8 protein-coding genes are annotated in these 12,816 nt (G+C 66.9%); 6 read left to right on the forward strand and 2 right to left on the reverse strand.

What is annotated here, in order from left to right; genetic code table 11:
- Nucleotides 1-111 precede the first annotated feature (111 nt).
- Both FG94_RS24150 and FG94_RS24155 read right to left on the reverse strand, forming a co-directional pair.
- Nucleotides 112-2,220, reverse strand: a complete 2,109-nt coding sequence (locus FG94_RS24150) for a TonB-dependent siderophore receptor (protein ID WP_051997063.1) — start codon at nt 2,218-2,220, stop codon at nt 112-114.
- Nucleotides 2,221-2,311: 91 nt separating this feature from the next.
- Nucleotides 2,312-5,188 (reverse strand): TonB-dependent receptor, encoded by a 2,877-nt coding sequence (locus FG94_RS24155; RefSeq protein ID WP_036217020.1) that lies wholly within the window; start codon nt 5,186-5,188, stop codon nt 2,312-2,314.
- Between the two features lie 551 nt (nt 5,189-5,739).
- Here FG94_RS24155 and aroG point away from each other — a divergent pair.
- From aroG to FG94_RS24185, 6 genes are all read left to right on the forward strand, one after another.
- A complete protein-coding gene (aroG, locus tag FG94_RS24160) occupies nt 5,740-6,798 on the forward strand; it encodes a 3-deoxy-7-phosphoheptulonate synthase AroG (RefSeq protein WP_027866910.1) in 1,059 nt (352 codons plus the stop codon).
- Between the two features lie 104 nt (nt 6,799-6,902).
- A complete protein-coding gene (locus FG94_RS24165) occupies nt 6,903-7,841 on the forward strand; it encodes an ABC transporter permease (protein ID WP_036217023.1) in 939 nt (312 codons plus the stop codon).
- An 8-nt stretch (nt 7,842-7,849) separates the two neighbouring features.
- Nucleotides 7,850-8,848 (forward strand): ABC transporter permease, encoded by a 999-nt coding sequence (locus FG94_RS24170; RefSeq protein WP_229446056.1) that lies wholly within the window; start codon nt 7,850-7,852, stop codon nt 8,846-8,848.
- The gene (locus FG94_RS24175) at nt 8,845-10,536 is read left to right on the forward strand and encodes an ABC transporter ATP-binding protein (RefSeq protein WP_036217028.1); all 1,692 of its coding nucleotides are present in this window, start codon (nt 8,845-8,847) and stop codon (nt 10,534-10,536) included. Before FG94_RS24170 ends, FG94_RS24175 begins: the two co-directional genes overlap by 4 nt.
- 54 nt (nt 10,537-10,590) lie before the next feature.
- On the forward strand, nt 10,591-11,535 hold the full coding sequence (locus FG94_RS24180) for a VTT domain-containing protein (RefSeq protein ID WP_036217031.1): 945 nt from the start codon (nt 10,591-10,593) through the stop codon (nt 11,533-11,535).
- 142 nt (nt 11,536-11,677) lie between these two features.
- Nucleotides 11,678-12,691: a glucokinase gene (locus FG94_RS24185; RefSeq protein ID WP_036217032.1), complete on the forward strand. Its 1,014-nt coding sequence runs from the start codon at nt 11,678-11,680 to the stop codon at nt 12,689-12,691.
- Nucleotides 12,692-12,816: the final 125 nt, after the last annotated feature.

Consider the following 12,816-nt stretch of genomic DNA (forward strand, 5'->3'; position numbering starts at 1 on the left):
GCGGCGTCGCTCTTCGGACACCGTCACGACTTCGATGGTTTGGTTGTTCCTAGTCATACTCACAGTCTTATTCCTATCCGTAAGGATACAGCATCGACTGTGTCTGGTGAATCAAGGGGCTATCTCACTGAACAGGGTCTGCTCGGCAAGCTCGCTGATCTGGTCCTTCAGGCGGATGTTCCAGTAGTCGAGCGAGAACGTGAGGTTCTTGATCGGCTCGACCACGATGCCGGCGCTGTAGGTGCGCGAACGTTCCGGCGACAGATCGGGATTGCCGCCGCCGCGCACGAACTGCTGCTGGCCGCAGGCGATGTTCGGGTTGGCGCCGGGCGCGGGCACGCCGTTCGGGCAGAGCACCGGATCGTCGTAGGTGTCCGAGCTGTTGGTGGTGGTCTGGGGGCCGTACAGGTCGAACAGCGTCGGCGCGCGGAAGCCCTTGTTGAAGGAGCCGCGCAGCAGCAGTTGCGGGGTCGGCTGCCAGCGCAGCGCCACCTTGGGGTTGAAGCTGCCGCCGACGTCGCTGTAGTGGTCGTAGCGGGCGGCGACGTTGAGTTCGAGGTCCTTGATGATCGGGACGTTCACCTCGCTGAACAGGGCCCAGATGCTGCGCGCGCCGGACTGGTCCTGCGCGTCGGCCGAGCCCGAGCTGGAAGCCTGCGAGGCTAGTTCGCGGTTGACGAAATACTTGGCGCGGTCGCGCCGGAATTCGGCGCCGATGGCGAAGCCGAGCGGGCCGCCGGGGAGCGTCATCAGCTCGCGGCTGGCGCGCGCGTCCACCGCCGCGCTGTGGATGCGCGCATGCAGGTATTCACCCGACAGGATCGAGTTGCGCAGGTAGTCGGCCCCTTGCGCGTTCTGCGGGCCGAAGGGATTCAGGATGCCGGCGGCGACGCCGTCGATGATGCGCTGGTCGATGACGTAGCCGCCGTTGAAAATGCTCTTCGCCTTGCCCAGCGAGTAGGAGATCGCCGTGTTGTAGTCCCAGCCGGCCAGGGTGCCCTCGAGGCTGGCCAGCAGGCGGTCGGTGATGCTGGAATCGAAGTTGTTGCGCCGGCCGGTCTCGAGCGGCCGCCAGGCGATGTCGAGCGGCTCGCCGCTCAGGCCGGGGAAGGCCGGCACGATGCCGTTGCCCGGATAGAAGGGGCTGTCGCCGGTCATGGTCACGCCGATGCCCGACAGCGGCGGCGGCGCGACCTGGGCCTCGTTGGTGCTGCGGCCGTGCACGAATTCCAGGCCGGCCGTGTGCGCGCCGAACTTCTTGTTGAGCCGGGCCATGGCGCTGAACTGGCGCGTCTTGGGGATGTTGTCGACGAAGCGGGTGTAGTCGAAGGCGCACAGGGGCTCGCCCGGCAGCGCCACCGAGTCGGGCGGCTGGCAGGCCGGGGCATAGGGGTTGCCGGTCACGCCGTTGTCGGAAAAGAAGTTGGCGGGGAAGGTGGTGCCGCTGACCTCGAACATGCCGCGCTCGGGCCGGATGCCGGTGCTGGAGAAGCTGCGGTCGGTTGCGCGCAGCGCGCTTTGCTGGTGCCAGTCGATCACGCCCCACATGCTCAGGCCGTCGCGTTCGAGGTCGCCCCAGCCGCCGGACAGGTTCAGGCGCTGCTCGTGGCCGCCGCCCTGGGCATAGGGCTCATAGGCCTCGACCACCAGCGCCGCCCCTTCCACCGAGCGCTTGGTGATGAAGTTGATCACGCCGCCGATGGCGTCGGTGCCGTAGATCGCCGAGGCGCCGTCGCGCAGCACCTCGACCCGCTCCAGCGCGGCCACCGGGATGATGTTGAGGTCGACCGAATCGGCGAAATACGGGTGGTTCGCCAGCCGCCGTCCATTGAGAAGCACCAGGGTCTTGTCGCCGCCCAGGCCGCGCAGGTCGGCGGTGGCGCGGCCGCCGGTGCCGGAACCGACCGCCGCCGTCGAGCCTTCCGACGACTGGTTCATGGGAATCGCGTTCAGCACTTCCTGCGCCGTGGCCAGGCCCTGCTTGGCGAAGTCGGATGCGCGGATCGTCGTGATCGGCAGCGAGGTCTCGGTGGCCAGGCGCCGGATCGAGGAGCCGGTGATCTCGACGCGCTGCATCGGCGCCGCCGCCGGGGTCGGGGGCGGCTGCAGGGCAGGGGGAGAGGTCTGGGCCAGCAGCGGCGGCGCACATAGCACGAGGCCGGCCGCCGAGCCGCAGGTGAACAGCCGGCGCAGGTTGCGGGACAGGATGGTTTCGGTCATCTTGGGCTCCGGATGGGGGAATGGCGCACAGCAGCGCCCGGGCAGGGCGCGATTGCGCGCGTCCTGCCCATGGCCACCGCTTGCCGCGGGTTCAGAAGGTGTAGCGCGCTCCCAGGGTGAACAAACGGCCCACCGCGCCGGCATAGTCGAGCGGGTTATAGGAGACTGCGCCGTAGGTCAGCGGATCCAGTGGCGCGACCTTGTCGAACACGTTCTGGATCGAGCCGAACACCTCCCATTTCTGCTGCGGCTTCCAGCGGAACACCAGGTCCACGGTGGTGAACGAGGCCAGTTCGCAGTCGGTCGGTGCGTCGTTGCCGTTGGCGAAGTGGCTGGCGCAACCTTCCGGATCGTCCTTGAACAGGGTGTTGTCGATCTTGCCGCGGTAGTTCACGTTGGCCGACAGGCGGAAGTTGCTGCGTTCCCAGGTGGCGCGCAGGTTGGCGCGGTTGTCCGGCGTGCCGACGCAGTTGGTCACGTCGCAGTTGCCGTGGGTACCGGCGAAGTCCTGCGATGTGCCGTCGCGTTCGGTACGTAGCCACTTGAACAGGTGAGTCCACTTGGCGTCGAACACCAGGTTGCCGTACCCGTTCGGCAGGGGCATGCTGTGGCGCGCATCGAGGTCGAGGCCGCGCACCTTGGTCTGGGCCGAGTTGACGTAGCTGGCCAGCACCGCCGTGATGGCGCCGGGGTCGCCCTGAATGCCGGCCTGGGCCGTCGTGGGATCGCGCGCGACGCGCCCGGCAAGGATGGCGGCAGGAATCTGCTCCTGGTTGATCTCGTTCTTGCGCTTGATCTGCCAGTAGTCGAGCGAGATGCTGGTGCGCGGCAGCGGGTCCCAGATGATGCCCACGTTATAGCTCTTCGAGCGTTCGGGGTCGAGGTCCGGGTTGGGCGAGGTGATCAGCGCGATGTTGGCCGGGTTGCAGGCCACCTGCACGCCGAGTGCGCAGCGCACCGGATCGGAGGCGTTGGTGAAGGCGGCCAGGCCGCCGACGCCGTTTTCCGCCGGGCTCGGCGCACGGAAGCCGCGGGCCCAGGTGGCGCGCAGGGCGAACTGGCGCGCCGGCGTCCACTTCACGCCGACTTTCGGCGTATAGGCATTGCCCACGTCGGTGAAATGGTCCCAGCGCATGGCGCCGGTCACTTCGACCCCGGGCCAGACCGGCGCCAGCACTTCGCCGTACATGGCGAACACGTTGCGCTGGCCGTCGTAGGCCGAATAGCCGAGGCCGATGATGTTGCCGCGTTCGGTGCCGGTGGTGGGCTCGAGCTCGGCCGATTCGTGGCGGAATTCGGCGCCGACCGCCACCCCGAGCGGGCCGCCGGCCAGCCTGCCGAATTCGCGCGTGGCCTTGAAGTCGAGCTGGGCGATCTCGGTCTTGGCGTCGTTCGAGATTTCAGGCGACAGCGCGGCATACACGGCCGGGGAATTCAGGAAGGCGTTCTCGCCAATGCGCCAGACGGTGCCGACCGGCAGCGCGCGGTAGCCGGGATTGTTGGCGATGGCGGTGGCGATGTTGGTCGGCGTGGGGTTGAGCAGGGCAAAGGTCGCGTCGCGCTGGAGGAAGCCGTTGCGATCGTTGCTGACCCGGCTGCTGGAGTAGAGCAGGGAGGTGTCCCAGTCCCAGCCGATGTGGCTGCCGCGCACGCCGACCAGCGCCCGGGTGAAGGTCGATTCGATGTCCGAGCGGCGCGGGCCGACGTCGCCTGCGAGGTAGCGCAGGCGCGCTTCGCGCCCGAAATACGGGTTGTCGGGGTGGGTCGGCCCGAAGGCAGCGCCGGCGCCGCTGACCGGGCCGCCCGGATAGCCCTGGTTGGCGCTGATGGTCGAGGGCGTCGTGGAAGTCCGGCTCAGGCTGTTGTAGAGGTTGAGTTCGGTATAGGCTTCGACCTCGTTGTTCAGCTTGAAGGTGCCGCGTCCGAACAGGGACCCGTATTCCTGGTCGGGCTGGATCTGGCTGTACAGGTGGGCGGCGTCGATCAGGCAGCCGCCGCCCGGGTCGCCCTGCGGGTGGTTGGTGAAGTTGCTGCAGGCCGCGCCCGGGAAGAAGCGGGTGAAGCCGACCCCGGCCGGGTTGCCCCGGTTGTAGTAGTCGAGCGTGTCGGGGTTGCGCACGTTGCCGTTGATGGCGCTGCCGGAGGCGTTGTTGCCGGTGATGGCGCCGGTACCGCCCAGCCCCTCCTGGGCCGAATAGCCCCAGGGCCGTAGGTCGGCCTTGCCGACCCAGTCGCGGTTGCCGCGCTCGCGGTTCCAGATTTCGTCGGTCTTCTTGTACTCGAAGTTGAGCAGCACGTTGTAGCGGTCGGTGTCGAGGTCGCCCTTGCCCCAGGTGAGGGCGACGTTGTATTGCTGACCGTCGCTGGCGGTGGAGGTGCCGGCCAGGGCGCGCACCGTGCTGCCCGTGAAATCGCGCCGCAGGATGATGTTGACCACGCCGGCGATGGCGTCGGAACCGTAGATGGCCGAGGCGCCGTCCTTCAGGATCTCGACCCGTTCGACGGCGTCGGTGGGAATGACGTTGAGGTCGGCGAACACCTTCTGGCCGTCGTCGGCGAGCCCGTAGGGCGCCATGCGCCGGCCGTTGAGCAGCACCAGGGTCGAGGCGGTGCCGAGGCCGCGCAGCGAAATGCCGGACGCACCCGCGGCGAAGCCGCCGCCGAAGTTGGTGGGAACCGAGCCCGAGTTGTCGACCGCCAGCGTCTGCAGCAGCTCGGCGACCGTGGTCTTGCCCGAGCGTTCGATGTCGGCCCGGTTCACGGTCTGCACCGACGAGGCGGTTTCGGCCTGGGCGCGGCGGATGTTCGAACCGGTGATCTCGACGCGGGCGACAGGTTTGGGCGCCGCTTCCTGCGCCGCCGCATGCGGGCTTGCGGCGAGCAGGGGAAAGCCGACTGACAACAGGCCGACGGCGCCGCCGCCGGCAAAGATGCGCCGCAGGGCGCGCGAAAGCAGGGTTTCAGTCATGTCCGGACTCCAGTGGTTGGGATTGTTCCCGCTGACTTCGCGCCGGCCCTTTGTTGAGTACAATCAAGTTCCTAAACGACTTTTCTTGCGAGAACACAAGAACGGCGCGAAGCAGTCGGGGGCTTGCATCGACTTTTGCACCGCTGGATGAACGGCGACTGATCCGAATCAATGTGCGCGGAAAGGCAGGGAACAGCTGTAGGATTCCCGCAACCGGTCGACAAATCCGCCGATGCCAGTCCGCATGCCGGGCTGCGCGCAAGCGATGGAGACCGCGGGCAGGCTGCGACAGAGCCTCCCGGAAAAGGCTTGCCAAGCGTTACACAATGGCGTTATAGTCAGTCGACCAGGTCTTCGGACCATCACGGATTTTCCATGCGCCAGCACGTTTTCTTTACCTGCTACTTTTACTTTAGCCATTCCAGCCCCTTGGCGGTGGAGTAGCGGCAGGTTCACGCGATTCAAGAACAGTCCGACGCAAATCCAGACAAACCGCCAGCGATGGCGGTTTTTTTATTTCAGCCCAGCCCAGACCAGATACGGAGTACAGCATGCCTCGCACCGACGATTTACGCATCCGCGAAATGAAGGAACTGACGCCGCCCGCGCACCTGATCCGCGAGTTCCCGGTCACCCCGGCCGCCGAACAGACCGCGGCCAGCGCGCGCGTGGCCCTGCACCGCATCCTGCACGGCCAGGACGACCGCGTGATGGTGGTGGTCGGCCCGTGCTCGATCCACGACCCGAAGGCGGCGCTCGAGTATGCGCGCGGCCTGGCCGAGCAGCGCCGCCGGTTCAAGGGCGAGCTCGAGATCATCATGCGCGTGTATTTCGAGAAGCCGCGCACCACGGTCGGCTGGAAGGGCATGATCAACGACCCCTACATGGACAACAGCTTCCGCATCAACGACGGCCTGCGCATGGCGCGCGAGCTGCTGCGCGACGTCAACGAGATGGGGTTGCCTGCCGGCACCGAGTTCCTGGACGTGATCAGCCCGCAGTACATCGCCGATTTGATCAGCTGGGGCGCCATCGGCGCCCGGACCACCGAATCCCAGGTGCACCGCGAGCTGGCCTCGGGCCTGTCCTGTCCGGTCGGCTTCAAGAACGGCACCGACGGCAACATCAAGATCGCGGCCGACGCGATCAAGGCGGCCTCGCAGCCGCACCACTTCCTGTCCGTGACCAAGGGCGGGCATTCGGCGATCGTGTCGACCTCCGGCAACGAGGACTGCCACATCATCCTGCGCGGCGGCAAGACGCCGAACTACGACGCAGCCAGCGTGGAAGAGGCCTGCAGGCAGCTGGCGGCCAACGGCCTGGCCAGCCGCCTGATGATCGATGCCTCGCATGCCAACAGCAGCAAGAACCCGCAGAACCAGGTGCCGGTGTGTGCCGACATCGCCTCGCAGATCGCGGCGGGCGACGACCGCATCGTCGGCGTGATGATCGAGTCGCACCTGGTAGGCGGCCGCCAGGACCTGGTGCCGGGCAAGGAGCTGACCTATGGCCAGTCGGTCACCGACGGCTGCATCGACTGGGAAACCAGCATCGGGGTGCTGGAAGGACTGGCCGAGGCCGTGAAGCAGCGCCGCCTGCGGCAGGACTGAGTATTTCCCAGGTTATGGCGAGGCGATGAAAAGGAATGGCCCGTCCCTGTCATGGCAAGCTGACATGACGGCAAAATAGACGGGTTCAACCATCCAGGAGTCACATGCTGAGTTTTATCGTCCGCCGGCTGTGGCAGATGCTGCCGACCATGCTCGGGGTGGTGCTGCTGGTGTTCTTGCTGTTCAACTGGGTCGGCGGCGACCCGGCCTACCTGCTGGCCGGGAAGATGGCCGATACCGCCGCCATCGAGAACATCCGGCGCCAGCTCGGCACCGACCAGCCCTGGCCGGTGCAGCTGTGGATCTTCATCAAGCAGATCCTGACTTTCGATTTCGGTAACGCCTGGAGCACGGGCGAGCCGGTGTCGCACATCATTTCCAGCCGCCTGGGGCCTTCGCTCACCGTGCTGGTGCCGCTCACCATCCTGGAGACCGTGCTGGGCATCGCCCTGGCGCTGGCCATCGCTTTCGTGCGCGGCTCGCTGACCGACCGCGCGGTGATGGTGGCCTGCACGGTCGGCATGTCGATCTCGATCCTGGTCTACATCATCGTGTTCCAGTATCTGTTCGCCTACAAGCTGGGGCTGTTCCCGGTTCAGGGCTGGGGCAACAGCTTAGGGGAAAACCTGCTGCGCTATGCGCTGCTGCCCATCATCATCGGTCTCGCTGTTTCGATCGCGCCGACCCTGCGCCTGTATCGCAGCTTCGTGCTCGACGAAGTGGGGCAGGACTACGTGCGCACCGCGCGCGCCAAGGGCTTGCCCGAGCGGCGCGTGGTCTGGGTGCACGTGCTGCGCAATGCGGCGATCCCGATCATCACCCATGTCATGGCCAACCTGCCGGCCTTGCTGATCGGCGCTTTCTTGCTCGAGCGCTTCTTCGGCATCCCGGGCATCGGGCGCGAAGTCATCCTGGCGGTCGAGCGCAGCGACTTCCCGGTGATCAAGGCGATCACGGTCTACGTGGCCGCCGCGACCATGGTGTTCAACCTGCTGGCCGACCTGCTGTACCAGACCGTCGATCCGCGGGTCCAGCTGAAATGAACGCAAGCATGCAATCGCCTGGCCTGTGGGCCCTGGCCTGGCGCCGCCTGCGCGCCGACCGCGTCGCCATGGGCGCGCTGGCGGTGGTGCTGGGTTTCCTGTTGATGCTGGTGCTGTCCAGTGCCGGCCTGATCGCCGCCGACTGGGAAGAAGAGGTGGCGGTCAACTATGCGCCGCCCACTTTTGTCGGCGCCGACGCGGGCGCGCGCGCGCTGGCCGCGGCCCAGCTGCCGCGCGAGACGCCGCCGAACGCCTTCGACCCGCTGGCGCAGGAGCTGGCAGAGCTCAAGGCCCGGGTCCGCGCCAGCCATCCGCCGGTGGAAAAGGCGACCACGCTGCCCTTCGGCGCCGACAAGTGGGGCCACGACATCCTCAAGAAGACCATCAAGGGCGGCGAGACCTCGATCGTGGTCGGCCTGGTGGCCGCTTTCGTGGCGGTGGCGCTGGGCACCCTGTTCGGGGCGCTGTCGGGCTTCTACGGCGGTTTTGTCGACGACCTGTTCAACTGGTTCTACAGCATCTTCACCTCGATCCCCTCGATCCTGATGATCCTGACCGTGGCCGCGGTGCTGCAGCAGAAGGGCGTGATGACCATCGTCCTGATCCTCGGCCTGACCGGCTGGACCGGGCCCTACCGCCTGATGCGCGCCGAATACATCAAGCACAAGGCGCGCGAATACGTGATGGCGGCCGACGCCATCGGCGCGTCCAGCGCGCGCCGGATGTTCGGCCACATCCTGCCCAACGTCTCGCACGTGGCCCTGGTGCAGATGTCGATCCTGGTGGTCGGCTTCATCAAGGCCGAGGTGATCCTGTCCTTCCTGGGCTTCGGCGTGCCGGTCGGCGTGGTGTCCTGGGGCAGCATGCTGAACGAAGCGCAGAACGAGCTCATCCTCGGCAAGTGGTGGCAGCTGGCGGCCGCCGCGAGCGCGATGGCGCTGCTGGTGACGGCATTCTCCCTGTTCGCGGACGCCCTGCGCGACGCCCTCGACCCCAAGCTCAAATGACGGACCACCAACATCCCCTGCTGCAGGTGCGCGACCTGCGCATCGCCTTCCGCATCGACAAGAAGAACACGGTCGAAGCGGTCAAGGGCATCTCCTTCGACGTGCCGCGCAACAGCACGGTCGCCCTGGTGGGCGAATCCGGCAGCGGCAAGTCGGTCAGTTCGCTGGCGGTGATGGGTTTGCTGCCGCCGGAGACGACCATCATCGCTCCCGGTTCGCGCGCGCACTTCGACGGCCGCGAGCTGCTCGCGCTCGCGCCTGCCGAACGCCGGCAACTATGCGGCAAGGACATCGCGATGATCTTCCAGGAGCCGATGTCCTCGCTCAACCCGGTGTTCACGGTGGGCTACCAGATCGCTGAAGTGCTGCGCCGGCACCTGGGCATGAATGCCAGGCAGGCGCGCGCCCGCACGCTCGAACTGCTGGAAGAGGTCGGCATTCCTGACCATTCGGTAAAAATCGATGCCTACCCGAGCCAGATGTCGGGCGGCCAGCAGCAGCGCGTGATGATCGCGATGGCGATCGCCTGCGAGCCCAAGCTCCTGATCGCGGACGAGCCGACCACGGCGCTCGACGTGACCATCCAGAAGCAGATCATCGAGCTGATCAAGCGCCTGCAGAAGAAGCACCAGATGTCGGTGGTGTTCATTACCCACGATCTCGGGCTGGTGGGCGAGATCGCCGACCGCGTGATCGTGATGCGCCACGGCGAGGTGCGCGAGGAAGGGGAGGCGGCCCAGGTGTTCGGCGCCCCGGTCGACGCCTATACCCGGGCCCTGCTGCACTGCCGCCCGAAGCTGGACGAGCGGCCGCTGCGCCTGCCGGTGATCGACGACTACCTGAGCGGCAGGTTCGCGCCGGAACAGGAACTGCCCCAGCGTACGCGCGGCACGGCGCCCGGCGACGAGCCGGTGCTGGTGGTGAAGAATCTGGCCAAGAGCTTCTGGCTGCGCGACGGCCTGTTCAGGAGGCGCGAGTTCAAGGCGGTCAAGGATGTCTCCTTCACCCTGGCGCGCGGCAAGACCCTGGGCGTGGTGGGCGAATCCGGCTCGGGCAAGACCACGGTCGGCCTGACCCTGCTGCGCCTGCACCGCGCCACCGGCGGCAGCGCCATGTTCGGCGGCAAGGATCTGTTCGCCATGCCGGAGCGCGACTACCAGGCCTACAAGCGGCGCATCCAGATCATCTTCCAGAACCCCTATGCCTCGCTGAACCCGCGCTTCACGGTGGGACAGATCCTGCTGGAGCCGATGCGCATCCACCGGATCGGCCTGGACGACGCCGAGCGGATCGGGATGGCGCACGAGCTCCTGAGGCGGGTCGGCTTGCCGGAACAGGCCTTCCACCGCTACCCGCATGAGTTCTCCGGCGGCCAGCGCCAGCGCATCGCCATCGCGCGCTGCCTGACCATGAAGCCGGAGATCCTGGTGTGCGACGAATCGGTGTCGGCGCTCGACGTCTCGGTGCAGGCCCAGGTGCTGAACCTGCTGCAGGACCTGCAGGACGAATACGGCATGAGCTACATCTTCATCTCGCACGATCTGTCGGTGGTGAAGTACATCGCCGACCAGGTGATGGTGATGCACCACGGAAGCGTGGTCGAGATGGCGGATTCGGACGCGTTGTACCGCAATCCGCAGCACGACTACACGCGCAGCCTGCTGGCGGCGATTCCACGGGGTGCGTAGGAAAAACAACAGCGGCGCCCAGCGACCCGCATAAAACTCGGCTACACTAGCGCGATGCCCCAACTCGTCGAACTGCTCCAGGTCTACGGTGTGCTGATCGTGTTCGGCATCGTCCTTGTCGAGCAGTTCGGCCTGCCCATTCCCGCCTTCCCGATCCTGGTCGTGGCCGGCGCGCTCTCGGTCGACGGCGAGCTCAGCTGGCAGCTGTGCCTGCTGTCCGCAGTCGTCGCCTGCCTCATCTGCGACATGTTCTGGTTCCGTGCCGGGCGCTTCTATGGCAAGCGGGTCCTGCGCCTGCTCTGCAAGATCTCGCTGTCGCCCGATTCCTGCGTCAACCAGACCGAGGACCGGTTCCGCCGCTTCGGCGCCAAGTCGCTGCTGGTGTCGAAGTTCGTCCCCGGCTTCAATACCATCGCCGCGCCGCTGTCGGGCGCCATCGGCACCCGTACCCGCCAGTTCCTCGGCTATTCCGTGACCGGAGCCGCCTTGTGGAGCGGCGCCGGCATCCTGCTGGGCATCCTGTTCCACGACGGCGTCGAGGAGCTGCTCGGCTGGCTCGAGACCATGGGCGGCACCGCCCTCATGGTGCTGGCTACCCTGCTGGTCCTGTTCATCGCCGTCAAGTACGTCGAGCGGCGCCGCCACCGCGCCCGCAGCGCCGTGCCGCGCATCGAGATCGCCGAACTCATGGCGCTGATCGACGGCGGCCACGACCCGCTCATCATCGATGCCCGCAGCCTCACGGCCCAGGCGCTGGAGACGGCGATTCCCGGCGCCCTGGCATTCCAGTCCTGCGCTCCGGACCAGCTGATGGCCACCATCGACAAGGACCGCCACGTCGTCATCTACTGCAGCTGCCCGAACGACGTCACGGCCGCCGAGGTCGCCAAGCAATTCCTGGCCAACGGCTTCCACCGCGCCCGCCCGCTGCGCGGCGGCCTGGATGCCTGGAACGCCCGCCGTGGCGCCGATCCGGAACTGCATCCGATGGCGTGCTGAGGTAGTTCGACTACTTCGTCTTTCCATCCTGCTCGTGTGTATGTAGCAGGAGAGCTGCGGTGATGTACCTAAACTACAAAATCTACTTGTAAGAACACTACAAAGTTGTGTAAGCTTGGTCATCGCTCTTCTATTAGCTGCAATGACCGCCTTTCCCTCCAGCCTCGACTCCGCCTCCCTGACCCATGCCGGCGGCGCCCGCCTGCTCGCCGACATCGGCGGCACCAATGCCCGTTTTGCGCTGGAGACCGGGCCGGGCCGTTTCGACGCAATCGAGGTGCTGTCCTGCCAGCAGCATGCGAGCCTGGGCGAGGCCATCCGCGCCTACCTGGCGCTGCCGCAGCTCGCCGGCCGCGGCGCCGGCATCCGCCATGCGGCCATTGCGATCGCCAACCCGGTCACCGGCGACCAGGTGCGCATGACCAACCACCACTGGGCCTTTTCGATCGAAGCGCTGCGCCAGGAGTGCGGCTTCGATACCCTGATGGTCGTCAACGATTTTTCGGCGCTGGCGCGTTCGCTGCCGCACCTCGGCGACCAGAAGCGCCAGGTGGGCGGCGGTGCACCCGTGCCTGACGCGCCGCTCGGCCTGCTGGGCGCCGGCACCGGCCTCGGCGTGTCCGGGCTGATCCCCTGCGGGAACAGCTGGACCGCGCTGCGCAGCGAAGGCGGCCACGTCGGCTTCGCGCCGGTCAACGAGCTCGAAGTCGCCATCCTCCAGTACGCCTGGCGCGAATTCGAGCACGTCTCCAGCGAGCGCCTGCTGTCCGGCGCCGGGGTGGAGCTGATCTATCGCGCCCTGAGCGAGCGCGCCGGCCGCCCCGGCAGCCTGGCCGCGCCCGAGATCTCGCGCCGCGCCCTCTCCGGCGAATGCGCGCTGTGCGACGAGGTGCTGGAAGCCTTCTGCGGCATGCTCGGCACCGCCGCCGGCAACCTCGCCATCACCCTGGGCGCCCAGGGCGGCGTCTACATCGGCGGCGGCATCGTGCCGCGCCTGGGTGAGCGCTTCGACCGGTCCTCGTTCCGCCGCCGCTTCGAGCAGAAGGGGCGTTTCAGCGGCTACCTGGCCCAGGTCCCGACCTACGTGATCACGGCGGACTACCCGGCCTTCCTGGGCGTGTCGGCGATTTTGTCGGAAAAACTGTCTGTCGCTTGATCAAATACGGCCTTCCTTCGCCTGCGGCCCCGCCGTCTTGTCCATTCCCGGGTTTTATCGGTTACAATGGCCGTCAGTTGTCGGAAACGATGTCGTCAGTTCGCGCCCTGCGCAGCCCCCGCGTT

This window comes from Massilia sp. LC238 (assembly GCF_000735635.1).
In the GTDB taxonomy this organism is placed as follows: domain Bacteria; phylum Pseudomonadota; class Gammaproteobacteria; order Burkholderiales; family Burkholderiaceae_D; genus Telluria; species Telluria varians.

Bases quoted from the DNA above. Each gene is read 5' to 3' on its own strand.
- aroG (WP_027866910.1), top strand. From the start codon at position 5,740: ATGCCTCGCACCGACGATTTACGCATCCGCGAAATGAAGGAACTGACG.
- FG94_RS24150 (WP_051997063.1), bottom strand. From the start codon at position 2,220: ATGACCGAAACCATCCTGTCCCGCAACCTGCGCCGGCTGTTCACCTGC.
- FG94_RS24175 (WP_036217028.1), top strand. From the start codon at position 8,845: ATGACGGACCACCAACATCCCCTGCTGCAGGTGCGCGACCTGCGCATC.
- FG94_RS24155 (WP_036217020.1), bottom strand. From the start codon at position 5,188: ATGACTGAAACCCTGCTTTCGCGCGCCCTGCGGCGCATCTTTGCCGGC.
- FG94_RS24170 (WP_229446056.1), top strand. From the start codon at position 7,850: ATGCAATCGCCTGGCCTGTGGGCCCTGGCCTGGCGCCGCCTGCGCGCC.
- FG94_RS24185 (WP_036217032.1), top strand. From the start codon at position 11,678: ATGACCGCCTTTCCCTCCAGCCTCGACTCCGCCTCCCTGACCCATGCC.
- FG94_RS24165 (WP_036217023.1), top strand. From the start codon at position 6,903: ATGCTGAGTTTTATCGTCCGCCGGCTGTGGCAGATGCTGCCGACCATG.
- FG94_RS24180 (WP_036217031.1), top strand. From the start codon at position 10,591: ATGCCCCAACTCGTCGAACTGCTCCAGGTCTACGGTGTGCTGATCGTG.